At 54.0% G+C, this 25,277-nt stretch carries 27 protein-coding genes; 18 read left to right on the plus strand and 9 right to left on the minus strand.

What is annotated here, in order from left to right:
- Positions 1–101: 101 nt before the first annotated feature.
- The 6 genes from IT971_RS03590 (at position 102) to IT971_RS03615 (ending at position 7,672) form a co-directional block, all read left to right on the plus strand.
- Entirely contained in the window at positions 102–488 is a 387-nt protein-coding gene (locus IT971_RS03590) for a response regulator (RefSeq protein ID WP_007092341.1), read from the plus strand.
- A gap of 36 nt (positions 489–524) precedes the next feature.
- On the plus strand, positions 525–1,172 hold the full coding sequence (locus IT971_RS03595) for a protein phosphatase CheZ (RefSeq protein WP_007092342.1): 648 nt from the start codon (positions 525–527) through the stop codon (positions 1,170–1,172).
- A gap of 11 nt (positions 1,173–1,183) precedes the next feature.
- Positions 1,184–2,032: a flagellar motor protein MotB gene (locus tag IT971_RS03600; protein ID WP_007092343.1), complete on the plus strand. Its 849-nt coding sequence runs from the start codon at positions 1,184–1,186 to the stop codon at positions 2,030–2,032.
- Positions 2,032–2,754: a flagellar motor protein MotB gene (locus IT971_RS03605; RefSeq protein ID WP_063092735.1), complete on the plus strand. Its 723-nt coding sequence runs from the start codon at positions 2,032–2,034 to the stop codon at positions 2,752–2,754. Before IT971_RS03600 ends, IT971_RS03605 begins: the two co-directional genes overlap by 1 nt.
- A 2-nt stretch (positions 2,755–2,756) precedes the next feature.
- Positions 2,757–6,266 carry a hypothetical protein gene (locus tag IT971_RS03610; protein WP_063092736.1) on the plus strand — a complete coding sequence of 1,170 codons (3,510 nt, stop codon included), beginning with the start codon at positions 2,757–2,759 and terminating at the stop codon, positions 6,264–6,266.
- 86 nt (positions 6,267–6,352) lie between these two features.
- Entirely contained in the window at positions 6,353–7,672 is a 1,320-nt protein-coding gene (locus tag IT971_RS03615; RefSeq protein WP_037990314.1) for an SEL1-like repeat protein, read from the plus strand.
- Positions 7,673–7,748: 76 nt separating this feature from the next.
- On the opposite strand, the gene fliP is transcribed toward IT971_RS03615, so the two are convergent.
- The 5 genes from fliP to csrA form a co-directional block, all read right to left on the minus strand.
- Positions 7,749–8,573, minus strand: a complete 825-nt coding sequence (gene fliP, locus IT971_RS03620; RefSeq protein WP_063092737.1) for a flagellar type III secretion system pore protein FliP — start codon at positions 8,571–8,573, stop codon at positions 7,749–7,751.
- Positions 8,570–8,947 carry a flagellar biosynthetic protein FliO gene (locus IT971_RS03625; RefSeq protein WP_037990338.1) on the minus strand — a complete coding sequence of 126 codons (378 nt, stop codon included), beginning with the start codon at positions 8,945–8,947 and terminating at the stop codon, positions 8,570–8,572. The genes fliP and IT971_RS03625 overlap by 4 nt, the downstream gene beginning before the upstream one ends.
- Before the next feature lie 149 nt (positions 8,948–9,096).
- On the minus strand, positions 9,097–9,435 hold the full coding sequence (locus IT971_RS03630) for a hypothetical protein (RefSeq protein ID WP_037990317.1): 339 nt from the start codon (positions 9,433–9,435) through the stop codon (positions 9,097–9,099).
- Positions 9,425–9,853 (minus strand): EscU/YscU/HrcU family type III secretion system export apparatus switch protein, encoded by a 429-nt coding sequence (locus IT971_RS03635; RefSeq protein WP_007090582.1) that lies wholly within the window; start codon positions 9,851–9,853, stop codon positions 9,425–9,427. Before IT971_RS03635 ends, IT971_RS03630 begins: the two co-directional genes overlap by 11 nt.
- A gap of 272 nt (positions 9,854–10,125) precedes the next feature.
- A complete protein-coding gene (gene csrA, locus IT971_RS03640; RefSeq protein WP_063092839.1) occupies positions 10,126–10,404 on the minus strand; it encodes a carbon storage regulator CsrA in 279 nt (92 codons plus the stop codon).
- Positions 10,405–10,685: 281 nt separating this feature from the next.
- Here csrA and IT971_RS03645 point away from each other — a divergent pair, with 281 nt between their 5' ends.
- From IT971_RS03645 to IT971_RS03685, 9 genes are all read left to right on the plus strand, one after another.
- Positions 10,686–11,084, plus strand: a complete 399-nt coding sequence (locus IT971_RS03645) for a flagellar basal body protein (protein ID WP_063092738.1) — start codon at positions 10,686–10,688, stop codon at positions 11,082–11,084.
- Between the two features lie 27 nt (positions 11,085–11,111).
- A complete protein-coding gene (gene flgC, locus IT971_RS03650; protein WP_007090579.1) occupies positions 11,112–11,519 on the plus strand; it encodes a flagellar basal body rod protein FlgC in 408 nt (135 codons plus the stop codon).
- Positions 11,520–11,566: 47 nt separating this feature from the next.
- On the plus strand, positions 11,567–11,893 hold the full coding sequence (gene fliE, locus IT971_RS03655; RefSeq protein ID WP_007090578.1) for a flagellar hook-basal body complex protein FliE: 327 nt from the start codon (positions 11,567–11,569) through the stop codon (positions 11,891–11,893).
- A gap of 165 nt (positions 11,894–12,058) precedes the next feature.
- The gene (fliQ, locus tag IT971_RS03660) at positions 12,059–12,328 is read left to right on the plus strand and encodes a flagellar biosynthesis protein FliQ (protein ID WP_063092739.1); all 270 of its coding nucleotides are present in this window, start codon (positions 12,059–12,061) and stop codon (positions 12,326–12,328) included.
- Positions 12,329–12,363: 35 nt separating this feature from the next.
- A complete protein-coding gene (fliR, locus tag IT971_RS03665) occupies positions 12,364–13,128 on the plus strand; it encodes a flagellar biosynthetic protein FliR (RefSeq protein ID WP_063092740.1) in 765 nt (254 codons plus the stop codon).
- Positions 13,129–13,178: 50 nt separating this feature from the next.
- Positions 13,179–14,249, plus strand: a complete 1,071-nt coding sequence (flhB, locus tag IT971_RS03670) for a flagellar biosynthesis protein FlhB (RefSeq protein ID WP_063092741.1) — start codon at positions 13,179–13,181, stop codon at positions 14,247–14,249.
- Positions 14,250–14,430: 181 nt separating this feature from the next.
- Positions 14,431–15,261 carry a class A beta-lactamase gene (gene bla / locus IT971_RS03675; RefSeq protein WP_065701915.1) on the plus strand — a complete coding sequence of 277 codons (831 nt, stop codon included), beginning with the start codon at positions 14,431–14,433 and terminating at the stop codon, positions 15,259–15,261.
- Between the two features lie 126 nt (positions 15,262–15,387).
- On the plus strand, positions 15,388–18,021 hold the full coding sequence (locus tag IT971_RS03680; protein WP_063092743.1) for a PAS domain-containing sensor histidine kinase: 2,634 nt from the start codon (positions 15,388–15,390) through the stop codon (positions 18,019–18,021).
- 197 nt (positions 18,022–18,218) lie between these two features.
- Positions 18,219–18,878 (plus strand): hypothetical protein, encoded by a 660-nt coding sequence (locus tag IT971_RS03685; RefSeq protein ID WP_156487981.1) that lies wholly within the window; start codon positions 18,219–18,221, stop codon positions 18,876–18,878.
- A gap of 22 nt (positions 18,879–18,900) precedes the next feature.
- Here the strand turns inward: IT971_RS03685 and IT971_RS03690 are convergent, their stop codons facing one another.
- Both IT971_RS03690 and IT971_RS03695 read right to left on the minus strand, forming a co-directional pair.
- Complete coding sequence (locus IT971_RS03690; protein WP_063092745.1) at positions 18,901–19,938, minus strand: sodium:calcium antiporter; 1,038 nt, start codon at positions 19,936–19,938, stop codon at positions 18,901–18,903.
- A gap of 101 nt (positions 19,939–20,039) precedes the next feature.
- A complete protein-coding gene (locus tag IT971_RS03695; protein WP_063092746.1) occupies positions 20,040–20,813 on the minus strand; it encodes a PH domain-containing protein in 774 nt (257 codons plus the stop codon).
- Between the two features lie 215 nt (positions 20,814–21,028).
- Between IT971_RS03695 and IT971_RS03700 the strand changes: the two genes are divergently transcribed.
- On the plus strand, positions 21,029–21,928 hold the full coding sequence (locus IT971_RS03700) for a DMT family transporter (protein ID WP_063092747.1): 900 nt from the start codon (positions 21,029–21,031) through the stop codon (positions 21,926–21,928).
- Here the strand turns inward: IT971_RS03700 and IT971_RS03705 are convergent.
- Together IT971_RS03705 and IT971_RS03710 are read right to left on the minus strand one after the other, a co-directional pair.
- Positions 21,914–22,450: a hypothetical protein gene (locus tag IT971_RS03705; protein ID WP_063092748.1), complete on the minus strand. Its 537-nt coding sequence runs from the start codon at positions 22,448–22,450 to the stop codon at positions 21,914–21,916. The genes IT971_RS03700 and IT971_RS03705 overlap by 15 nt on opposite strands.
- Before the next feature lie 8 nt (positions 22,451–22,458).
- On the minus strand, positions 22,459–23,250 hold the full coding sequence (locus IT971_RS03710; RefSeq protein ID WP_063092749.1) for a DUF4198 domain-containing protein: 792 nt from the start codon (positions 23,248–23,250) through the stop codon (positions 22,459–22,461).
- Positions 23,251–23,347: 97 nt separating this feature from the next.
- Between IT971_RS03710 and nikR the strand changes: the two genes are divergently transcribed.
- Entirely contained in the window at positions 23,348–23,827 is a 480-nt protein-coding gene (gene nikR, locus IT971_RS03715; RefSeq protein ID WP_007090566.1) for a nickel-responsive transcriptional regulator NikR, read from the plus strand.
- Positions 23,828–24,106: 279 nt separating this feature from the next.
- Positions 24,107–25,186, plus strand: coding sequence for a recombinase RecA (recA, locus tag IT971_RS03720; protein WP_063092750.1), 1,080 nt, complete (start codon positions 24,107–24,109; stop codon positions 25,184–25,186).
- Positions 25,187–25,277 lie beyond the last annotated feature (91 nt).

The following is a 25,277-nucleotide window of genomic DNA, read 5'->3' on the forward strand; positions in this document are numbered from 1 at the left end:
CCATTGTTAAATAGGTACATCACGATTATAGGGGCCTTACCCTTATGCACAGGGAATACAGGGGTAAGGGTGAGAGATTTGATAGCATGATGGAGTGGTGAATGGCCGTCGATCCGAATATGCCGATCCTGATTGTGGATGACTACAAAACCATGTTGCGTATCATCCGCAATCTCCTGCGGCAGTTGAACTTTACGAACATCGAAGAAGCGACGGATGGCAGCATGGCTTTGCGCAAACTGCGCGAAAAGTCGTTCAGCCTTGTGATTTCTGACTGGAATATGGAGCCGATGACCGGTCTTCAGCTTCTGAAAGAAGTTCGCGCTGATACAAAGCTGAAGGATCTGCCCTTCATCATGATCACCGCAGAGGCGAAAACCGAAAACGTTGTCATGGCAAAAAAAGCCGGCGTTTCGAATTATATCGTCAAGCCGTTCAACGCAGAGACGTTGAAGGGCAAACTCACCACCGTGATCGGTGAGTTTTGATTAGGGGCGCGGGGCTTTAGTCCCGCGATACCGTAGATGTCCAAAACGTCCAAAGACGAATTGCGGCAGCTGTTGCTGGACCTTAAAGCGCGCCTTGATGGCGATGAGCTTAAGGTCGAGCAACTGTCTGACCTGATGGATCAGCTTTCCCGCTTTGTTTCGGAAGGTGACAAGCCATCAGACGACCAGAAACGCCTGTTTGGTGAACTGGATGAACTTTCGGGCATCATTCGCAAGATGAAATCCGAAATAGCATCTTTGCGGCCGGACGATATCAAGGCGGAATATATTCCCAACGCAACGGACGAGCTCGACGCGATTGTCGATGCAACCGCCGGTGCGACGCATGAAATCCTTGATGCGATGGATACGCTTGAGGAATTTGCTGCAAGTCTTCCCCCTGAGCAGGCTGAAATCGTAACCAGCGCGACCATGCGCGTTTATGAAGCCTGCAACTTCCAGGATATCACCGGTCAACGTACGACCAAGGTGATCAAGGCCCTGAAATCAATCGAAGAAAGGGTCGAGGGTTTGGTCAAGGCATTTGGTGATGAAATTGCCAAATATGCTGCGTCCAATCCGCGGAAGAAAAAGGAACCTGAAGGTGAAGAAGCCTTGCTGAACGGGCCGCAGCTCGACGGCAAGGGGGTTTCGCAGGCTGACATCGACGCGATGTTTAGCTAAATGGGACGGTTATGGCGGAAATAGAGGACGACGGACCAAGACCACCAAGCCCGCCCGCAAACGGTGCCGTAGCACTGTTCCTAGCCCTCTATCTCCTGCTTCTGGCGTTCTTCATCCTTCTGAATACGATTTCGACATTCGAAGAAGTCAAAACCCGCGAAGTACAGGAAAGTCTGTCTTCCGCGTTTGCGGCCATTCTGCCGCCAACCACCAGTCTGCAAACGGTAACCTCGATTGAGGGGCCGGTGGTTTCGGCCGAAGATACCCAGGACAAGCTGGGATCATTATTTCAGACAGCGATCAAGGTCGTGCGCGTCCAGGTGATACAGCCGGGCACGCTGATGGAAGTCATCATGCATGTCGACCAGTTGTTTGAACCCAACTCGATTCTAATCAGGGACCGTCAAGGCGAATTCATGGATCAGCTCGCGGAAGTGCTGGCCGATGACAGTGGTTATGCGTCCTACGAGATGGAAATGGTCATGGGCAGCGAGGTCGGTTCAAAAGGCACTGTCGAGATTGCAAACAACCTTCAGATCGGTCGGGCAGGTGCATTCGCCCGCGACCTTATTGATCGCGGGGCCCCAGATAAAAATCTTTATGTTGGCATCGATCCGGGGGCTGATCCTTTTATCGTTACTTTCCGTTTCTTCTGGAATTTCGGGCCCAAAGAGCCACCAGCACCTGTAACGACACCAGCCAACGCAGGCGGTACCAGCAATGGCGCGATACCGGCACCTGCGTCGAATGGTTCGGGTAACGCTGGCGGTGGAAAAATGCTTATTCCATTGCCCGGCGCAGGCCAGCCAGGAATAAACGCACCGATTCCCTTGGCTCCGCAATCCGGGGGGAACGGCTGATGGATGAACCAAAGCGCGATGATGGCCCCAAAGGGCCGCCACCATGGATGCTCAGCCTTGCGGATCTTATTTCGCTTCTGCTGACTTTCTTCGTGATGCTGTTTGCAATGTCAAAGGTCAAGATTGACCGTTGGGACGAGGTTGTTGATTCTTTGTCCCAGTCAATAAAACCGTCACCGGTTGAAGAAAGCGATGAGCCCGTTGCGCAGCTTAATATCCCGCGTGTTTATCGCAAGCCCGCGATGAATCTTGATTACCTGAGCGCTGTGATCGATGACGCCATCGATGACAACGATGTACTGGGTGATGCCACGCTGAGCCGTGAAGCAGATAAGCTTGTGATTTCGTTACCCGGGGATATCCTGTTTATCAGTGGCAGTTCCGAGATGACGGATCAGGCCCGCAAGGCGCTGTTTGTCCTTGGCGGAGTACTTGGGAACATTGGGAACCGGATTGGTGTTCAGGGGCATACTGACCCGCGCCCGGTCAGCGGTCGCGGACTTTATGCTTCGAACTGGGAGCTTTCCCTTGCTCGTGCTGCTGCCGTTGCCAACGAACTTAAAAGATCGGGCTATACAGATTACATAAATATTTACGGATTTGCGGCATCAAGATACGACCAGCTTCCGGTTATGGCAGACGAGCAGACACGTTTCACAATGGCTCGTCGGGTCGACATTGTTATTGAACCCCATAGCGGAAGCGGGATCGGAGGTTCGTAAGAATGCTTTTGGTCGTAGCGCGTTTCCTGCTGGCTGCCGTGATTGTGGTAGCCAGTCTGGCAGTATTGCCAGTTACCGGAATGCGCCCCGCACTCGCTCAGGCGGCAGATCCCGTGATCATCCGCTCGGGCGCACATAGTGGCTATGGACGTATCGTTCTGCAATGGAACAAGCCCGTCAATTACACCGCTGAAATCATCGGTGACCAACTTGTTGTGCGTTTTGACCAGCCGCTGGTTGCTTCCATGCGCGGTGTTCTTGGCCCCGTATCCGATTATGTCAGCGATGGTTTTTTTGATCCGGACGGACGTACGGTCGCCTTCGTCCTACGAGACGATTTCGAAGCCCGTGTTTTCAATGTCGGCACCAATGTCGTCCTTGATATTCTGGATAAACCGGCTCTCGCACCTGCTCCTGTGCAATCCGCGTCACCCGCGCCAACGCCGCCGCGTCCTGCACCAAACCCACAGGGGGAAGTTGCGTCCGAACCATTCCCAACACCGCAAACCCGGCCGGATACTGCGTCTGTACCTGCAGTTGTTACACCTGCCGCCACCGCGCCGGAGCTTGAAATTCGGGTTGGGCGGCACCCGACATTCTACCGTCTGGTTTTTGATTGGCCCATCCGCACGGACTATGTGTTGAATGGCGATCAGGGTAATCAGATATTGGCCTTCACCAGCCCTGCCCGCATCGATGCTACTGGTGTAACGCGTCGGTTGCCGGAAGGTGTCACCTTGCGCCAAAGTGCAACAGATCCTTTATCTGTTGAGATCGCGACAAATCCGCCGCGCGCGTTGCGTCATTTCCGTTCAGGCAACAAGGTTGTTGTTGATCTGATGGGAGTCCAGGGCGACCCTGCCGATTCCAGTGCATCGAGAGCCGCTGCGCCGCCGACCACGGCAGCCAGACGCACGCCATCCCCAAGCCCCGCACCTGCTGCGCCTGCCGCACCAGAAGTGCCGTCGCAAACAACTGGGGAAACGCCCGGTGTTGCTGAGGCAGCGGGGGGAAGCCCGTCGTCCCCGGTGAATGATCCGATTGCACGTGGTTTGGCGGAACAACCCGATATTCCGATTTCGCCAGATGCTGTTGCGCCAGCACGCGAAAGTATTGGCAATCTTGCGGTGACAGTCGCCCAGGATGCAACCAAACTGACACTGGGCTTCCCGTTCAACCGTCCGGGGGGGGCTGCAATATGGTCGCGTGCCGGCTTCCTTTGGATGGTTTTTGATGTTCGCGCGAACCTTGATCTGGATGCCGTGCGTCAGAATGCCGCCCAGATCATCGGAGTGATCGAGCAGATCGACAGTCCTTATGCGACGGTATTGCGTATGACCATCCCTGACGGTGTGGGGCTTTACAGCACACCATCAGAAAATGGTGACTGGGATGTAACCTTGCAGCAGGGCTCCATGCAGCCGATCGAACGGCTGGGACCTTCTATTGAGCTCGATAATCAAACTCGCGCCCGCCTTGTTGTGCCGTTGATCAATATCAGCCCTACAATTCCGATTGAAGACCCGGAAGTCGGTGATTCGCTTCGCGTCGTGCCAACACGGGAAATGGGGTATGGCATCGAGACAGCGTTGCGGTATCCGGATTTTGAAGTTCTTCCGTCGGTGCAGGGCGTTGTCGTCGCACCGGTTAACGAAAGTGTACAGGTCACGAACCGGGATGATGGAAAGGCGGTTGTGGTGACGGCTGCCGACGGTTTGAATATCTCGCCCGAGGGGGCACGCCTTCTGGCATCGGCGACAGGGGTGCGCGCACGTGCGGGGGATGGCCGCGAAGGTTTGATTTTCGAACTGGATGATTGGCGCCGCGGTGGGCTTGATAACTATAACAAGGCAATTCATCAGTTGCGTCGCGATCTGGCCGAAAGCGGTGATGAGCATCGGAACAAGGCACGTCTTGAACTGGCGCAATATTACCTGGCAAACGGGCTTGGCCCCGAAGCAGACGCGGTTGCCTCTACAATGGAAGACGACGACCCGCTGATTGCCCAGAAACTGCAGTTCCGTGCACTTAAGGCAGCAATCAAGTTTCTTGATCGCGAATATGATGAGGCGGCCCGCCTTCTGGAGGATGAGCGCCTGCGTGCCATTCCCGAAATGCAGTTGTGGCGTGCGGTGACGTTTGCTGCGCGTGGTCGTCCGAATGACGGGGCGCGTGATCTGCTTGAAAGCGTTCACATCCTTGATAACTATCCGCCAGAATTATTGTCGCGGCTGGGGCCACTTGCCGCGGAGCAGGCCCTGATCGTTGGTAATCCGGACGCGGGTATGGACCTGATCGAGAAGATGCTTGTGACCAAGGGGATCAACCCGAGCAAGATCAAGGATGTCGAGTATCTTAAGGGCATTTTCGAAGAAGAAGCAGGCGAATTTGAACAGGCTATTGCAACCTGGGACGAGGTTGCCGAGGGCAGTAATCGCAAAGCGCGGGCGCACGCAATATTTGACAGCACCGAGCTTTTGATGCGGCTTGAACGGCTGACACTTGATGATGCGATCGAGCAGCTTGAAAAACTGCGTTTTGCATGGCGTGGCGATGGGTTTGAGATGGCATTGCTGCGCAGACTTGGCGAATTGCAGATCAAGAACAAGCAATATCGCGAAGGCCTTAATACCCTGCGCCAGGCGGCGATCTTCTTCCCCAACAGCCCGTCGGCGACCGAAGTCACCGATCTGATGCATAACACGTTCGAATCAATTTATCTGGGTGACGAGATCAACAACATCTCGGCTATCAAGGCTGTCGCGCTGTATGACGAGTTCCGCGAACTGACCCCGGCCGGAGAAAAGGGCGATGAGCTCATTCGTCGTTTGGCTGACCGCATGGTTGACGTTGAATTGTTCGATCGTGCCGAAACTCTTCTGGAGCATCAGGTCGATTTCCGCCTGACAGGAACCGAAAAGGCACGCGTCGGTGCACGTCTGGCGCTGGTATATCTGCTTGATAACAAGCCCGAAGAATCCATCCGCGTGCTTGATAACAGCGACGTTCCCGGGGTATCCAGTGAATTGGAAACCCAGCGCCGTCACCTGCGTGCACGCGCGCTCCTCGATACCGACCGCGGAGCCGAAGCCATGGCATCGCTTGAAGGTGATCTGTCCAAGGATGCCGAGCTTTTGCGTGTCGAATATTACCGGGATACCCGTGACTATCTCTCTGCCGCTGAAACCTTCCAGCGCCTTGTGGGTGAGGATCAGGGCAATGTCATTGAGAATTTTGGTGACGAACGGGCCCGCTATGTCCTGAATTGGGCGGTCAATCTGGCGATGGGTGGGCAGGAACGCACGCTTAATATGTTGAAGCGGCGCTATGGAATTGTTATGGCGCAAAGTCCGTATGCAGAAGCCTTCAGCCTGATCACCTCCAGTCCGTCTCAAGGCTTGATCGACTATCGCACGTTGGCAAACAAGGTTGATGAAGTCGAGAGTTTCCAAGGATTTCTGGGCAATTATCGTGATCAGTTGGAAAAGTCACAGCTTAGTGCTATAAACTAATAGTGATTTTAATGTTTTGATTGGCTTTCTGTGTCTGTAAGGTTCGGAAGTCGGGTCTTGTCCTATTTGGTGGAAGCAGTGCTGTGATGGATCGTGCACTTAAAATGGTCTATTACGATGACGCGAAGGTTGAGCGTGATATTTTCGCGCAGCTTTCGCTTGCGCTGAGGCATTTTCGCGGCGTTGGTATGCCGCGCGACGAGGGTGCCACCCGCAAAATTCTTGATCAGATTCACCGTCAAAGCCGTGCCTTTGCTGCCATTTGCTATGGCTTCATGCGTTCCAAGGGAATCGGTGTGGCCGAGGATCAGGGCGAAGGCGAACAGTGGTACCGCGAAGCGGCATACTGGTTCCGCGAAGAGGCACTGGGTGGTGAAGGTATTTCGGCCAACAATCTTGGTTATCTTTATGCCAAGGGGCTTGGGGTTCCTGAAAACCCGGAAACAGCTGCCGAATGGTTTGAACAGGCTTCGGAAAACGGTTCGATCGCTGCCCTTTATAACCTTGGGGTCTGCTACCTCAATGGATGGGGGGTTGATCAGAGTGACGAGATGGCGGTTGAATATCTCCACCGCGCGAGCGAGCAGAATGATCCCTCCGCGGCCAGTGTTCTGGCCTATCTCTATCTTGAAGGACGCGGGGTAAGACGCGATCCGTCGAAATCGTTTGAATATAACCTGCGCGCGGCACGTGCCGGCAGCGTCGAGGCGGCATCGGCACTTGGTTATGCGCTTGGCGTCGGGCTGGGTGCGGAACGCAATATTGCCGAAAGCATCAGCTGGTTTGAAATGGCCGCGAACGAGGGCGATACCTATGCCCAGGCCAATCTCGCCATGTATTTCTGTCATTCGTCGGATCTGAAGCTGTTTAATCGTGGCTGGACCATGTTGATGAACGCGTGTGATCAGGGCGATATTTCTGCCAAATACCAGATGACACAGATATTGATCTTTGGCGTCGCCCATCGTGAGCCGGATTATGCTGCGGCACTTGATCTTGCCATGGACCTTGCTGAACTCAGCCATCCGGGCGGTTATCACCTGATCGGTGTGATGTATGAACATGGTCTTGGTGTGCCGGTTGATATGGCCCGTTCGGCAAGCTGGTATGAACGTGCCGCACGTAAAGGCTCTGCTAACGGGCAGGCGGCTTTGGGGCGGCTTTATGCGATTGGCAGTGGTGTCGATCAGGACAACATCATGGCTTATTACTGGCTGCGGATGTCAGCACCCTCGGCAGGAAGCCAGGCTTACCGTGAAATGGAAGCGGTGCGTGCGCGCATGAATGAACGTGAACGCCAGCAGGCGGACCGCTACGTTGCGGATAACCCTGCACCGCGCCGTGGCAGCTTTGGTCTGAAGCCACTTGAAAAGAACGTTTTCAAGACGGGTAAGCGCTCAGCCTGACGCAGTCCAAGTCATAATCAAAAAGCCGCCTGCTTCTGCAAGGTGGCTTTTATTTTGGTGTTCTCGTAAATGCTGGCTACCCGCCGAAACTTTCGACCAGTGACCCCGATATAAGATACCATCCATCGACCATCACAAAGAATATCAGCTTGAAGGGTAACGAGATGATGACCGGCGGCAGCATCATCATACCCATCGACATCAGGATACTGGCAACCACCATGTCGATGATCAGGAACGGGATAAACAGCAGGAAGCCGATTTCAAACGCACGGCGCAGTTCACTGATCATGAAGGCCGGGATCAGAGCCCGCAGCGGAATGGTTTCTGGTCCGGTGACTTCGACATTTGCAAGATTGACGAACAGTTCAAGGTCGCGGTCGCGTACCTGCGTCATCATGAAGTCATGAACCGGTCGCACCGATCTTTCCATGCCTTCAAATTCGTCGATATCGCCGTTGATCATCGGTTGCAGGCCTTCGTCCCAGACCCGCTCCATCGTTGGCATCATGATGAATAACGTCAGAAACAGCGCCAGACTCACCATGACCTGATTGGGCGGCGATTGCTGAATGCCAAGGGCAGTACGCAGCAGGCTGAGAACCACCACGATCCGGGTAAAGGAGGTCACCATCATCAGGATAGCGGGTGCAAGGCTAAGCACCGTGAGCAGACCGATAAGCTGGATCATCCGGCCAGACGACGTTACGCCCGGACCATCCCCAAGGTCGAAATTGAATGTCTGCGCGTGAACGGTATCACCACCAAATCCGATGGCAATCAATGGCACCAGCGACCAGATCGCGATCAGAACCAGCCAGCGCGGCACGTAACCGTTACGCGCTTGATGCTTCTGTTTGGTTTGATCCTGTCGGGAATGCGAAATGAGCGCGATGGTCATGCGGGTTGTTTCCCGTTGGTCTTTGTCGGCGGGGTATCGATTGGTGATGCATCCGGCAGGCCGTCGTCACTGTGAATGCGGATATCGTCGCTGAGAACTTCGGAAAAATGGGTGCCGATATTGCGTTCGATCACGCAATCGCCGGACGGCCCCAGCAGTACCAGATGTTCCGTGTCGTCGCGTTTAAAAAGAACCAGACGTCTTTTTGTATCAACAGGAACGACTTCCACGATGGAAAGTCGGCGTTCCTTGCTGCGGCGGTTGATGTTGCGCGCACCGGGGATAAAACGCCGTGCCACCAGCGCCAAAACCCCGATCATGCCCAGCACAAAAACCAGAGCAGCCACAAATCGGAAATAAGCGCTAAATTCCATCAGGTTACCTTCCCCGCGACGAACCTGTTGCATAGCCCGATTCAGTCAACCGGAACCTGTTCTGTTTACCGTGCACGGCCCCGGCAGGCAAGTCACCATGCAGTTCCGCGATCAGATGGCAAGTTACGGAACGGCGGGACTTGTGTTGCTTAGCGGGTGGTGCGGGCAGCATTGGCATAGGCATTGGTTGCCTGTGCATTATTGCTAAGACCGCGCAACTGGCGTTGCAGTTCGGAATACTCCTTGTGCATTGTGGTTTCCAGACGCGCGAGATCGTCAGTTAGTGCCGCCAGAAGTGGGGCGACTTCGCGACGCTGTTCGCTGTTCATGGCACGGGCCTGAACGCAAAGATCGGAAATCTTGGTTTCGAGTGTATTGAGTTCGACCACTTTGCCGTCATCAACAAATCGTTGGCTGGCAGTGATCAGAGACAATACCCGTTTGAGATCTTTCTTGAACTGGTCGGGTTTGAATTGTTCAGGGCTCATTTGGATCTTCCCGGTTGAGATCTGCAAAACTGGTTGCCGACACCTGATCGATATTCGATGTTGTCGACCGCTTCTTGGCCGGATCACCGTAAATCCGGTTGATACGGTATATGTAGTTCAGAATTTCGGCGACAGCGGCAAACGCTTCGAGCGGAATTTCGCTGTCGACGTCGACGGCCATCAGAATTTCGGCAAGATCGCTGTCTTTTCGGACTTTGATCCCGTTAGCAAAAGCCAGTTGCAAGATTTGTTCCGCAACACTGCCTTCGCCCTTTGCGCTTAATATCGGGGCGTTATCCCGGCCATGCGCATAGCGTAACGCCACAGCTTTCTGATCGCCGGAACCGGGCGCGGCAAGATTTTCCGTGCCAATTTCGCGCGGATCGGTGATGTCGACCTTGGGTCGGTTACCGGTCATTCTTGCCCATCTCGTCAAATTCCAGCGTCTTGATTGACTCTAATTACCTTAGCAAGCCTCGACCATAGCTTGAAGATGGTCAACAAAACGTTGCGCCGATGGTCAGCAGGATAAATGTCGTTGAGGAGGGGCCGTAATGCAAAGGACGCATTGGGGCTTGTATGCAGAGGGTCAATATCCCGGCTACCTGCCAGGAGGATGACGATAGTGCCTGTCGTATGTTGGTGGTCTTGCTTCCCCGGCTCTTGCCGGTAGATCGCGCGACCGGAAAATCAGTCTTTACCGTCGTCTTCGTCGGCGTCAGGACTGGTTTTCATATTGTCGGCAACCGCATTGGTGACCTGACCCAATTGACGCACAAGATCCGCACTGGCCGCAGCCGAACGGTTTTCTTCCTGAATGCGATCATAAAGTTCGCGACGCAGGACCTGCACATCCTCGGGAAAGGTGAAGCCCAGCTTCACGGTTTTGCCGCGAACCTCAACGACGGTAACTTCGATGTTGTCGTCAATAACAACGGAGTCGCCAACTTTTCGTGTGAGATAGAGCATGAAATGTCCCGGTTTCGATAGATGGCAAAAGAAATTCGCCAGACGCGACACAATATGCCCGCTTTGTTCGTCGCGGTCCAGTGCCGCCAATCGCAACCAGGCCCGGCATTGTAATTTAACGCTTTTCTGACATTTGGCACGGCGCATGCAAAGTAGTTTTCAGGATCGAACCGGGCGGCAAAATTGGCCTTCCGCACGATCCCGGTCCCGATCCGGGCACCGCGTTAACTTCGGCTTTACCGGCCCGCCCAATACTGGGGTCGTGATAACAGGAGCAGGCAATGGATATCGGCAAACTTGGCATGTTCGCCAATCTGAAAGAAAAGATGGATTGGCTGACACAGCGTCAGGAACTCATCGCGCAGAATATTGCCAACTCTGATACGCCGAATTATCGCCCTGACGACCTTAAAAAATTCGACCCGAAAACCGTTGGTCGCGACCGTCAATTCATTCTGGCGATGCAGGCAACTACACCGGGTCACAGCCAGGGGCTGCACAAACCGCAGAACTTCAAGGACGAGGAAGTGCGTAAGAACTATGAAGTGGCACCTGGCAAAAACGCCGTGATCCTTGAAGAACAGATGGTCAAGATGAACGAAAACCAAGTCGATTATCAGACCATGACCAGACTGTATGCCAAACATAAAACAATGATGATTTCGGCTTTGGGTCGTTAATTGGCAGCGTTGAAGGAATAAGCGATCATGGAACTTTACAAAGCTTTTAAAATTTCCGCTGCCGGCATGCGCGCACAGGGTACCCGTCTTCGTATCGCGGCTGAAAACGTTGCCAACGCCGACAGTCTCCCGACTGCACAGGGGCAGGACCCGTACCGCCGCAAGCTGCTGACTTTCAAGAATGTCATGGATCGCGAAGTTGGCGTCGAACTGGTCAAGGTCAATAAAGTCATGACGGACAAGTCCGATTTTGGTATGAAATATGAACCAAGCCATCCGGCCGCCAACGATCAGGGCTATGTGCAGACCCCGAATGTTGAAACACTGGTCGAAATGATGGATTTGCGCGAAGCCCAGAGAAGCTATGAAGCCAACCTCAATGTGATACAGTCTTCGCGTAGCATGTTGCTTAAGACCCTTGATATTCTGCAGTAGTTTACAAAATATCTGGTCAGCAAACGCCGCTTTAAGGATACGAACCGATGGTTGCCAGTTTTAACGATGCCATTTCTGCCTACCGGAACGCTGCAAGCGGCAAAACCGCAAGTGTCGCCGAACGTGTTGGCGGTAACGGTCAGACGGTCAATCCGGGGGAAAGTTTTGCCGACATGGTCAAAGGGGCGGCAATTGATGCCCGCGCAACCATGATGAACAGCGAACAGATGACCCAGAAAGCAATCGTTGGCGATGCAGAACTGCATGAAGTGGTCACCGCTGTGTCGGCGGCCGAAGTCACGCTGCGTACCGTGGTCAGTGTCCGTGACAAGGCAGTCGAAGCTTATCAAAGCGTATTGAGCATGCCGATCTGACGGTGATTGAATTGTCGGATGGATGCCTGAGACAAGCCGCACGACTTTCGTGCGGTTTTTTGTTTTCGGGGCGATCAAATTGAAATTTCAGGAAATCATGGCCCATCACCGGCCTTATCCTGTATGAATGATGTAACGTGACGGAAGACGAGGCAGGAAGACCCTATGGATCAAGCGGAAATCATGGACGTGGCCTATGATGCCGTATGGACTCTTCTAAAGGTCAGTACGCCCTTGATGCTGATCGCATTAGGGGTGGGGTTGGTTATTGCGCTGTTTCAGGCTTTGACCCAAATCCAGGAAATGACTCTGACTTTCGTGCCTAAAATCCTCGTGATTTTTATCGCTCTTCTGGTTCTTTTGCCTTTCATGATGACGGAAATGAACGAGTTCATGGGACGAATGGTTGATCATTTTATCGGCCTGCCGAACTAGCAAAGCGAACCAATAACGGGACATCCTGAAAGAAGATGAATCTCGAAGATCTTCTGACGCTTAATGTCTATGTGGTCCTGATGAGCTTCGCCAGGGTCGGGGCGGCGTTCGCCTTTATGCCGGGCATCGGGGCGCGAGTTGTACCGGCGCGTGCGCGCTTGGTTTTTGCCTTTTGGGTCGCCGTGGTGATTTCGCCGCTGGCCGGGCCACTTATCCCCGAACAACCGGCCGACGCGCCGACGCTTTTTTTGCATTTGGCGTATGAGTTAACCGTTGGGGCGTTTTTTGGCCTGTTTGGGCAGGTCATGATGGCCGGCCTGCAGACGGCAGGATCGATCATTGCCTATAGTTCGTCGATGGCGAACGCGTTTAGCGGTGATGCATTGTCTGGTGCACAAAGTGCCGTCACGGGCAATTTCATCACGCAGATTGGCATGGTCCTGATTTTTGCGACCGGTCTTGATCACCTGATGATACAGGCTGTGTTTGAAAGCTATTCCCTGTTTCCGCCAGGCGGGGTATTGCCGGTCGGAGATATGAGCGAATTTTTCGCACAAGCGATAAATGAGAGCTTTATCATCGCGATGAAAATCTCCGCCCCGTTCCTGATCGTTGCTATCGTGCTTCAGGTGGCGTTGGGTATTTTGAACAAGTTGATGCCCCAGTTACCGGTGTTCTTTGTGGCGATGCCAATCCAGATCGGATTGGCTTTTGTTCTGCTGGCACTGGCATTGCCGACTATGATGATGGTATTTTTGGAATATTATGAAAACGGGTTGGAAAGTTTCGTCAACCCCTAGGGATAGCCAACCTTCCGGCATAATGCCGGGCAGCCCAGAATGGTGTGGGAATGGCCGAAGAAGACGACAGCCAAAAGACAGAAGACCCAACAAGTAAAAAGCTTGAAGATGCCCGAAAGAAGGGACAAGTGCCGGTTTCCAAGGAAGTCGGTAGCTTCATGCTGCTGTTTGGTGGCGGTCTGGTGATGGTCATGATGGCGCCCGATATGGCGCGATCTGTTCGCGACCTGTCCTTAGGATTTATTGAACATCCGCATATGTATGATGTCAGTCAGGCAGGCTTGCCGGTACTGATGAAGGATGTGCTGTTGGGAATGCTTTACGTGCTGGGCATTCCCTTCGTTCTTTTAGTGTTTTTTGCAGCCGCCGGGCATTTGCTGCAAAACGGTCTTGTAATCGCGGCTGAACGCATTTCTCCCAAACCGGATAAACTTAACCCTCTGAATGGGGCAAAGAACCTATTCTCGATGAAGAACATGGTCGAATTCGTCAAGAACGTTTTCAAAATCGTTTTGGTCGGGGCCGTGCTGGGGTTTGTTATCGTTCCTGAATTGATGGATGTCGAACTTTATCCTCAGATCCCGGTCGAACTGATGCTGGAACGGCTTTACGACATGATCGTCATTCTGATGATCGCGGCCATTTCATTGACAGCGGTGATTGCCGGGCTGGATTTTGCCTATCAGCGGTATGAATTCAATAAACAGATGAAGATGTCCAAGCAGGAGATCAAGGACGAATATAAACAGACTGAGGGTAGCCCGGAAATCAAGGCCAAGGTCCGCCAGATCAGGATGCAGCGCGCCCAGCAACGCATGATGCAGAACGTTCCGACCGCCGACGTCGTGATCACCAACCCGACCCACTATGCCGTGGCGCTTAAATACGACATCAATGCGATGGAAGCTCCGATGTGTGTGGCGAAAGGTCAGGACAATATCGCGCTTAAAATCCGTGAAGTAGCCGAAGAAAACAACGTGACCATTATGGAAAACCCGCCAGTTGCGCGTGCCCTGTTTGCAACAGTGGAAGTCGATCAGGAAATCCCGCCGGAACATTACAAGGCGGTGGCCGAAATCATCTCGTTCGTTTTCCGCCAGCGTGGCAAGAAGCTGGGCTGACTGCCCGACCTCCTGCCAATCGCAAATTCGGCCTTTCGACATTATTGCGCCAAAATTCAGCCGTTAATCCCGGTGACAAGCAGCCTGCCTCGTTATCTGTTTGTTTCTGTTTCCGGGAAGTCGACAAAACATGCCTGCCTTTAAAAGAGCCGTTCTGGCAACTGCTCCCATTCTATTTTTTATGGTTCCGTTTGTGATATCAATGGCTGCATCGGCCAATGATCGACTGTTGGATGCCGTTCAAACGGTTGAAACCCGGCTTGATGCGCGGGTTGGTGTCAGTATTCTGAATGTTGAAAACGGACGAGAATGGCAATATCGCGCCGATGAACGTTTTCCGTTAACCAGTACCTTCAAGCTGCTTGCCTGTGCGGCGGTGCTGCATAAGGTAGACCGTGAAAGCGAAACGCTGGATCGCCGGATTACTTACCGCTCAGATGATCTGGTCACTTATTCCCCGATTACCGAAAAACATGTTGATAGCGGGATGACGATTGGGGAGCTGTGCGAAGCCGCATTGCATCTGAGCGATAATACAGCGGCGAACCTTGTTCTGGATGTGCTGGGTGGGCCAGATGTGCTGACGGCTTATTTGCGTGATATCGGTGACGATGTGACGCGCCTTGATCGGATCGAACCCGATTTGAATGCTGCAACACCTGGCGATGCGCGCGATACGACCACACCGAACGCCATGCGTGCCACGCTTACCTATTTGTTGCTTGGTGATGCACTGTCTCTGGAATCCAGACAGATTTTGGAAGATTGGTTGACGGGAAATCAGGTTGGTGGTCCGTTGCTAAGGGCCGGTTTACCCGATGATTGGAAAATTGCGGACCGTACTGGTGCGGGGGGCTTTGGATCGCGTGCGATTGTTGCTGTGATCTGGCCGCCGGAACGAAAACCAGTGATTGTTGCGATCTATATCACGCAGACTTCCGCCTCAATGGAGGAGCGGAACGCTGCGATTGCCGATCTGGGGCAGGAAATTGCCGCTGCGATCATGCGCTAGGGCGCGATCCCACACAGGGTGCATGATGCGTTCCAGCTAATGTAAAACTTGCCGGTAGCCAGTCAGGCCAATAGCAGCTAAAAGTATAGAGCAATATTGTAAGTTATTGGCGTTAAAGGCGGTCGCGTGCTGTTTCGGGGAATTATCCTTGCTGTAAGTGTCGCATTTGTCGCTTTTGTTTATGTCCTGTTACAGGTCATGGCAAAGGCTGGTCTTGATGCGCGTATCATGTGGATCATCGGGTCCATGGTAACTGGGGTGGCGATCGTCGCGGTGGCCGCCCTGTCCCTGTCTGCGCGCTGGCGATCATCAGCTGATCATGATCTCGCCCCGCTGTTAAGTGGCCTGTCGCATTCCGATATTGGTGTTGCCCTGATTGATGCCTATGGTCGCACGCTTTATGCCAACCCCGCGTTCCCCCGCAAGCTTGGTATTGAGCCGGGCGAAGACATGCTTGCCGCCCTTGAGGCACGTTTAAGTTATCTGGACGTCGGCAGTTCCGAGTTGGCCGATTTGCGGACACGTGCAATGCGGGGGGAAGCGGGCGAGATTTATGTCGATTTTTCGCAAGCCAAAAAGCGTGAACAGCTTGCGCTTGCTGCACCTTCCGACACCGCAGCAGATGATGCCGAACGAAACAGTGATACCGCGATCGACGATGCTTCGGCAGAAAACATTGTTGAAGAAGCCTATGATGCGGGTACGGTCTGCCTTCGGATTTCGGTAACAGCAGCAAATGCGCACGCCGGTCAGATGCTCTGGACCGTTGACGGTATCGATCCATCCGCCATGCCCAAAGCAGGACGTTCGCTTGTCGTTGCCGAACAGTCTGCTGCCTTTGGCGCGTTTGTGACGGGTTCCGATGATGAGATGACCGTCGGCGGGGTGGCTTCGCGGATGGCAGATGGTGCCGGAAGCGAGCAGGCTGATCAGATGATTGAGCGCCTGCCTGTGGGGGTTTGCGGTCTTGATGAAGAAGGTCGTATTCTTTACCTGAACCGGCGTCTGGCAAACTGGTTGGGCGGTGAACCGCAAGATTTTGCCAGTGGTACGCTGGAACTGGCGGACCTTATCGTCGGCGATGGCATGAATGGCGAAGTCAAGCTTAAGGTCAAAGGTGGCGAGCCGATCAAATGCTTTGTCACTCATTCGATCAATGCGCCCGGCACCGGTCCGATCCGAAGCCAGGCTGTCGTATTCCCCGATCCGATGCCAGCCCATGAATGGGAACATGCCCTTGCCGAAACCGAACGTCGGGTGCGCTGGTTCTTTGATGACAGTCCGCTTTCGATTGTTCTGGCTGATATGTCGGGCACGGTTACCGACGCCAACCGTGCCTTTATCGAAACGGCGGGTCAACGTCATGAACGGGTGATTGGTCGTTCCATTCTTGAACTGATCCTGCCGGAAGACCGCGACGAGGTCGCGCGCTATCTGTCCAAGGCGGTCATGGGCATGGGTAAGGGGGGGCAGATCGAGGCTCGTTTGCAGGGTTCACGCGGCGTTGCCGCGCAGATTTACCTGCAACGTGTGGCCGGACGGTCGGGTGAAGCCGGTGCGCTTCTGCTGAACTTCCTTGATACGACCGAACAAAAGAACCTTGAGGAACAATTTGCCCAGTCGCAGAAAATGCAGGCGGTCGGGCAGCTTGCGGGTGGGGTTGCGCATGATTTCAATAACCTGCTGACCGCGATGATCGGCTTCTGCGATCTGCTGTTGTCGCGCCATGGGCCGGGTGACCCAAGCTTCGCCGATATTATGCAGATCAAACAGAATGCCAATCGTGCGGCCAATCTTGTCCGGCAGCTTCTGGCGTTTTCGCGACGTCAGACATTGCAGCCCAAAATCATCAATATCACCGATGCGCTGGCGGAAATGTCGAACCTGCTGCGTCGTCTGATCGGTGAAAAGATCGATCTGAAGGTCAGCCATGGTCGCGATATTGGTCTGGTGAAGGTTGATCCGGGCCAGCTTGATCAGGTGATCATCAATCTGGTTGTCAATGCGCGCGATGCCATGGCGGCCAATGGCGGGACCCTGACGGTTCAGACCGGCACCGAGATTGTTGACGAAGCCCGCAACACAGGCACCGAACTGATCCCGCCGGGGGATTATATCCGGATCGAGGTTTCCGATACCGGTATCGGTATTCCCAAGGATAACCTGACGCGTATTTTCGAACCCTTCTTCTCGACCAAGCAGCGGGGCGAGGGCACAGGCCTTGGTCTGTCGACCGTTTACGGGATCGTCAAACAGACCGGTGGTTTCGTGGCCGTCCAGTCCGAGCCCGGTGTCGGCACGACCTTTACGATCTATCTTCCGCATTACGAGGCGACCGAAGAAGAACTGGCCGAAACCCGTGCGGTGGCCGAAGAAGCCCCCTCACGCGATCTGACCGGTACCGGCGCGATCCTTCTGGTCGAAGACGAGGACGCGGTGCGGACATTCGGTGCGCGTGCGCTTCGCGGCAAAGGCTATGACGTGCTTGAAGCCAATAATGGCGATAACGCGCTTGAGGTTCTGGCGAAAACCGACAAAACCATCGATCTGGTTATTTCCGATGTGGTGATGCCAGGTATTGATGGCCCGACCCTGATCCGTATGTTGCGCGAAAAACGCCCGGATTTACGCGTGATCTTTATTTCGGGCTATGCCGAAGATACCTATCGCGACGAACTTGATGAAGAAAACGGCGTGCATTTCCTGCCCAAGCCCTTCTCGCTGAAGGAGCTTGCGACCAAGGTCAAGGAAGTGCTTTAAGAAGCCAGACTCGTTCTCATAAGCTGGCTGCGGATTCTGCCCCCAATGTTGATTGTCAAAATTGTTTGCTGTTCGGATCATGTGTCCCGTCACGGACCGGGGACGATGAATTAATGCGTCCTCGCAATGTCGGCCTTTGCACGTTTTGCCATGAATTCGGCAAGCATGCGACTTTCCGTATGTCTGGCCTGACAGTTTTGGTTCTGGTTTCGATCCTGAGCCTTTCAACATTAGCCCGCGCCAGTGAAAAGTGCCTGTTGATTGCCATGCCCGAAGTCCGGATGACCGGGGACGGCATCGAGCCATATCGTTCTGCGATGCAACAGGGAGGGCTATGCGTCAAACCTGTGCGCATGCCCCTTGCAAGGGTTGCTCAGGCATTGTCCCATGGCGAAATCGACGGTGTTTTTGCCGAGCTTGAGGGATTTCAGCAAAATGTTGACCGGCCGATCCTAAGGGGAAATATACGTGTTGGTTTGGTGGACGGAATGCTGGTTGTACCGTTGGGAAAGATATCGGGAATTGACGATTTAAAGGATGAAACCGTTGGTGTTTGGCTGGGGGCGAAGTGGTCTAACGCACTTTTGGCTGATTATCCCAATGTCGTGCATGTTCCGCGCGGTCCCGAAATGATGCAGAAGATGCTGCGATACGGGCGATTGGATGCAATTCTGCTCGATAACTATTCGTTGTCGGTCACCGGCGGTGTCCCCGACGGATTTCAGGCTGTTCCTGTCATGAGCCTTTCAGTTTACAGCTGGCTTGCTGCGGACCATGCCGATTTGCTCCCAGCTTTTGATAAGGGCACGGAACTGTTTTTACAGACGATCATCGAGTGGCGCCAAAAGGGACAATAACCTGCGGACGGTATCCGTTGGCCTATCCCGAAAGATAAAATATCGACATGCCATAAAGGCACAGGATTGAAACGCTTTCCCAGCCGATATTGGCAATTCCCCTGCGTTCGCGGTTAAGCATGCCCAACAGAAGGATGCCGGTCATCAGAATGACAAGGGCGATGGTGAACAGGTGCTGCTGGTTGAAGGCTGCGTAAATCGATCCGTCGCGATAAGAAAAGTCTGATGCCGCCAGAAACAGAACATCAAACGCATTGCCGCCGATAATATCCCCGACTGCCAGATTGACAGCCCCCATACGGACAGCCGCAATTGCCGAAACAAGTTCGGGAAGTGATGTAGCTATCGCAGTCAGGAAAGTACCCACGGCGGTTTCGCTGATGCCGGTTTTCTCGACAATTGCCAGCCCGCTTTCACCAATAGTGTAACCGGCGACTGCTGTTATCGCGGCAAAGCTCAGAAACTCCGTCCAAAGGCGAAGTGTGCTTTCGGGATGGTAGTCTGCATCGTCTTCCTTGGCGTCCTCGTCGGTCAGGTCGGTCCTGCGAGGTCGCCACATCGGTTGATGGCGGATTTCGGCAAGCAATGACAGGCCAAAGCCATACAGAACGAACAACAGGATCGATACCGGGTGGATGTGAAACACCATCCAGTCAGGTCCGCCATAGGCCAGAAGCGGCAGGGCAAGCATACTGACCAGAAGGGTGGCCTGCGCCAGTCCCGTGGCGCTGGCGGCGGCATGTTCCAGATTGCCCTTGCGATACAGAAAATCAGCGATTGCCAGAAAGGTCGTCTGGGCCGCAATGCCACCCAGCGCATTACCGATGGCAAGATCGGTGTGTCCTTGCCACGCCGTCGTTACCGAAAGCACACTTCCGGGCAGGCTGGTCGACATGCCGACAAAAACAGCACCGGCTATGATTTGTCCCATGCCGGTCCGTTCGGCGAGCTTGAGGGCAATCGTTGCCAACCGAGTTCCAGCGAAGCCGATCACCACTGCACAGATTGAAAACAGTCCGATAACGGACCAAAGCGGAAGGGTTGCAATTGCAGGCAGCATCAAAACGTCTTTTGTTCGGATCTGGCCGCATTTGCATCGGGGCGGCTTTACCTGAACTTTAAGACGCGTCGGGTGCTGTCATGTTCCATGATTGTGTAAAGTTAAAACACTTCGTCTTCCGGGCGTGTCAGCGGTTTGTTTTCTGAGTGTTCTATTGCTTCTTCGCGGGCGCGATGCGTGATGTCAATCGGCTCGCCCTGACGGTTATCGGGGCGAACGCGCCCAAAGAAATCGGAAAGTTCCTTGGCAACGGTTTCCGGTGCCGTGACTTGACGCAGTGTAAAGCTGTGCCCCAGCCGGTCGGTAACATGCAGATCGCCATAATCAAAGATATTGCCGATCACGCTTTTGCTGATCTGGGTGCTTTTGATCGACTCAAATCCGCGGTCATCCTGATCCTTGCGCAACACACCGCTTCGCGTGACGATGCGGTTGTTGGTGATAACGCGTTCAAAGAAAAACAGATCGCGAATGGCGGTCAGGGGCAAAAGGATGCTGTCGCGCGCCGCGCGCGTTGAAACGCCAAGGGCCCGTTTCAACAGCTTCCAGACAATCGAGATCAACGCGATGATCACACCAAACAAGGCAATCGAAAAGACGAATTCATATTCTTCCCAGACCCGGTCAAGTGCGGCAAAGGCTTCGGGCCCAGTCAGAAGTGCGCGGGCCTGTGGCATCAGAAAATCGTAAATTGCGCGCCAGTGGTAGGATGCATAAATCAGCACCGCAATCCAGATGATCTTGATGAGACCGGGGACAAGGATCGAAACCGGCGAAATCGGCAGATCCATGATCACCACCTCGCCATCATGCAAATGGCGGCGGATGCCCTTGAACGGTTTGGTTTCCGCTGCGGTCTCGTTTTTCCGGATCATGTATGTCGTCCTGTTTCAAGCAATCGGTTCAACATACGGCGCGATCAGAATTTCGCAAGCGGGTGAAGGGTTTGCTTTGGTACTATTCGTTGTTTTACTGGGATAATCTGTGATTTCTACAGTTGCCAAAAAGGGCAAAGTCGCGCTTATCTTCCCGAACCGGCTGCGCCACATCCCGGTCAACAACCAAAACAACGTCCAAGCAAGAGCCCCGCATGATCCCGTTCTTCGGTGAAGCAGCCGCCTTTACTGCCGCGATGGCCTGGGCGACGTCGAGCATGATTTTTTCCAACATTGGCGGCAAGGTCGGCGCGCAGACGGTCAATCGCGGGCGTCTGGCCTGCTCGATTACCTGTCTGACGGTGTTGCACTGGCTATTGAAAGGCCAGCCTTGGCCGAGCGCGGTAACGTGGGAGCAGCTTGGCTGGTTGTCACTGTCGTCGGTTCTTGGCCTTGTGATTGGCGATGCCATGCTGTTTCAGGCCTTTGTGACCCTGGGGGCGCGGTTATCGATGCTGATGATGTCGACCGTGCCGATCATGGGGGCGGTGTTGGGCTGGTTTCTGTTTGACGAAGTCCTCAGCCCTCAGGAAATGTCGGGTATTGCGCTTGGCATTGCCGGCATTCTTTTGGTCATCATGATGAAAAAGGGGCGTCCTGTCGGGTTGGAAGGACGCAATTATCTGGTTGGTATCTTGTTTGGACTTGGCGGTGCCATTGGTCAGGTCGCGAATCTGGTGACGGCGAAATATGCACTGATCAGCGGTTATTCTGCGCTGTCGGCCACATGGATCAGAACCTTTGTCGCAGTTGTGATCATGTGGGGAATTGCGATTGCCATGGGGCGTGCTCGGCGCACGATTGTGGCGTGCGGCGCACCTGATGTCGGGCGGTGGCTGTTCCTGGGGGCTTTTATCGGCCCGGCGCTTGGCGTGTGGCTTTCGATGGTGGCGGTTCAGAATGCCAATGTCGGTATCGCATCAACGCTGATGGCGTTGCCACCGGTTTTGCTGATTGTCTATGAAGGTGTGGTTCTGCGCCGCCCCGTTGGCCTGCAGGCCATCGTCGGGACCTGCATGGCCTTTGGGGGTGTTGCGCTTTTATTCCTGCATTAAGTGCGATTTTCTCTGCCTTTTGATCCTGGTGATCCAGCCCGGCAGAAAGGCAAGATTGGTTATCAGGCTGAACCCGAACAGGATTGCAGCCCAGACCGGCAGGTCAAGCAAGGCGCTGTTTCCCTGCAATCCGGGGGTTGGGGCCGAGGATTGTGTTCCCGGTGGCGGTGTTTTTTCCGATGAATGGATCAGGACAACCTGATGACCCATGCCGTCTGATACCATTATTTTCCAATGCGCATCGGTATGATCTTCAGGGCGTAATGCCGGAACCGCGACGGCAAGGCGTCCGTCACGATCAGTTCTTCCTTTTTGCCAGGTTTTCCCGTCCGGTGACGTCACCGTGGCTTCGGCAAATATCATTGGTGTGCCATCTGTATAGCCGAACTGATAGATGGTGGCGGTCCGGTTTTGGTCAATCTGCCATCCCGCCCCGTGGGCAATCGCCGGGAACGATCCTGCACAAAGCAGGATCGCGCAGGCAATTGCCGCGATCATCAAACGTCCAAACGATTGCAGCATGTGGCGGCCTATTGGCTGACATCGAAAGTCAGGGTTGCCCTCAGGTTATGTACCCGTACAGATGCATCTGAGTCCGGGACATCGGCCGCAACCCGAACCATCCAAAGACCCGGTTTCGTAATCCGGATTTTGGCAATGCCGCTGCCACGATCATCGCTGAAAGTTTCGGTGTAATAGGCATAAGACGATGGCGTGTCGGTAAATCCGGCATAGGTTGCCAGGACACTGGTCGAATAAGGTTGCCCGTCCAGCAGGATTTGAACCGCAACGTCTTGGCCGATTGCCGTCATGCGCGGATCGGAAAGCGGCACGATTTCAAGTTTGTGCCCCATAGGGGAAGAAATAAAATCCGCGTTTTGGGAGCCTCCAGTCAGGTTTTTGGAAAATTTTTCAAATCGGGATGACGCAACCGCATCGGGATGTGCGTCCGGCCCGCCTTCTTTCCAGCCATCGGGTGTTTGTGACCAGATTACCGGCAGGCGATGCCCGACAAGCCATGCGGGTTCTTCTTTGGAAATGGTGAATGTGCCGGTCAGATTGGGGACATCCGCATTTTCACTGACATCAAGTTTGGTGGTGGCCGAGGGGGTGATCAATTGTGCACGGACATGCTTTGGCGCTTCGGCTTCTTCCGGGGTGCCGAAAACATGGGTCGAATCGAGGATGAAGGCAGCAGTGTCCTTGCCATTCGCGGGGGTGGTTTTGCTGCTGGCGACAAATTCATGGGCCTCTGCGCCAAAGCCGATCAGGCAACCCAGTGCGGCAATTGCAAGCGGGGTTGTGAACTTTGATTGAAACATCTGCTATCCTTTGGGAGATTAGGGAAGTTGAAAGGCGGTATGAACTTTTCAAAAATGTTCATACGAGTCAAGCTGATGATTCTGAAAGGGAATTCGTATGACCCGCGTGACCGTATCAATCGAAGACGATTTGATGGAGGCGTTCGATGCTTTCCTTGAGCATCGCGGCTACACCAACCGGTCAGAAGGTTTTCGTGACCTGATCCGGGAAAAGCTCCAGAATACCAAGCTTGACGAAGACACCGGTGGCGTTGGCATAGCGGTCCTGAATTATGTTTATGATCATGAAGAACGCATGCTGGCATCACGGCTGATGAGTGCGCAGCACGAACATCATGACCTGACCGTTTCGACCGTGCATTTCCATATTGATCACGATACGTGCCTTGAAAGCGTGACCTTACGCGGCAAGCTTTCCGATATTCGCAAATTCGCCGATCAGGTTCTGGCACAACCTGGCGTGCGCCATGGGCAGCTTTATTCGGTTCCGGGTGAATTGCATGTCGAAACCCATCATCACGGCGATGACGATCATGGACATGCACATCGGCACGAACATCTGAAAATCACGACCTGAACCGGGCTTCTCCGAATTGTTTTAAAAATCCCGGCACAAGCCCGGCGACAATTTTATTTATCCGGGTTCGAATTCTTACCCACCAGAATGAGAACAAACTTGCAACATCCATTTTTTTGTGCGAGTGTTCACATTATGTTCTCAATGCGTTTGCCGGAAAATGGTTGGCGTGATGTCAGTTATCCGGCGGGGCACCTAGCGGTGGCGTTCCGCATTTAGGACCGGGGAACCGCCTGCGTTGCATCCTACCCGGCCCTGTGGAATAAGAGAGTTCGAAAAATGATTCAGACCGCACTGCATTTGGTGGATAAGGATACGATGGATAAGCAGAAGGCACTCGAAGCCGCCCTTGGGCAGATCGAACGCGCATTTGGCAAGGGCTCGATCATGAAGCTCGGCCAGCGCGATAGTGCGGTGGATATTTCAGCCATTTCGACCGGATCGCTTGGCCTTGATATCGGGCTTGGCATTGGTGGTCTGCCGCGTGGCCGCATCGTCGAAATTTACGGCCCGGAAAGTTCGGGTAAAACCACACTGGCCCTGCACACCATTGCCGAGGCCCAGAAACTGGGCGGGACCTGTGCCTTTGTCGATGCCGAGCACGCGCTTGATCCGGGTTATGCCCGCAAGCTGGGTGTGAATACCGACGAACTCCTGATTTCGCAGCCTGACGCCGGTGAACAGGCGCTTGAAATCGCCGATACGCTGGTGCGTTCCGGTGCGATTGATGTGCTGGTCGTCGATTCGGTTGCCGCCCTTGTGCCACGTGCCGAACTTGAAGGCGAAATGGGTGACACCCACGTCGGCCTGCAGGCCCGCCTGATGAGCCAGGCATTGCGTAAACTGACCAGCTCGGTCTCGCGTTCCAACTGCATGGTCATCTTCATCAACCAGATCCGTATGAAGATCGGTGTGATGTTCGGTAGTCCGGAAACCACAACGGGTGGTAACGCGCTTAAATTCTATGCGTCTGTCCGTCTCGATATTCGCCGTATCGGCCAGATCAAGGATCGTGACGAAGTCGTGGGTAACCAGACCCGCGTGAAGGTTGTCAAAAACAAGATGGCCCCGCCGTTCAAGCAGGTCGAATTCGACATCATGTATGGCGAAGGCATTTCCAAGATGGGTGAAATCCTTGATCTTGGCGTCAAGGCAGGCATCGTCGAGAAATCCGGTTCCTGGTTCTCGTACAATTCGACCCGTATCGGTCAGGGCCGCGAGAATGCCAAGACCTTCCTGCGTGAAAATCCGGAAATGACTGCCGAGATCGAACGCAGCATCCGCGAAAGTGCCGGTCTGATCGCCGAGGCGATGACCAGCATGAGCGAAGATGAACCGTCAAACGATGACGACGCGTAATTAAAAGCGGACTGAATAATCAAACGGGCGCTTTGGGCGCCCGTTTTTGTGTCTGATCCGTTTTGTTGGCAGCGTGTGTAACGCAGGCCAA

Origin of the sequence: Thalassospira sp. B30-1, assembly GCF_015767575.1 — a bacterium.
Lineage (GTDB): Bacteria > Pseudomonadota > Alphaproteobacteria > Rhodospirillales > Thalassospiraceae > Thalassospira > Thalassospira xiamenensis.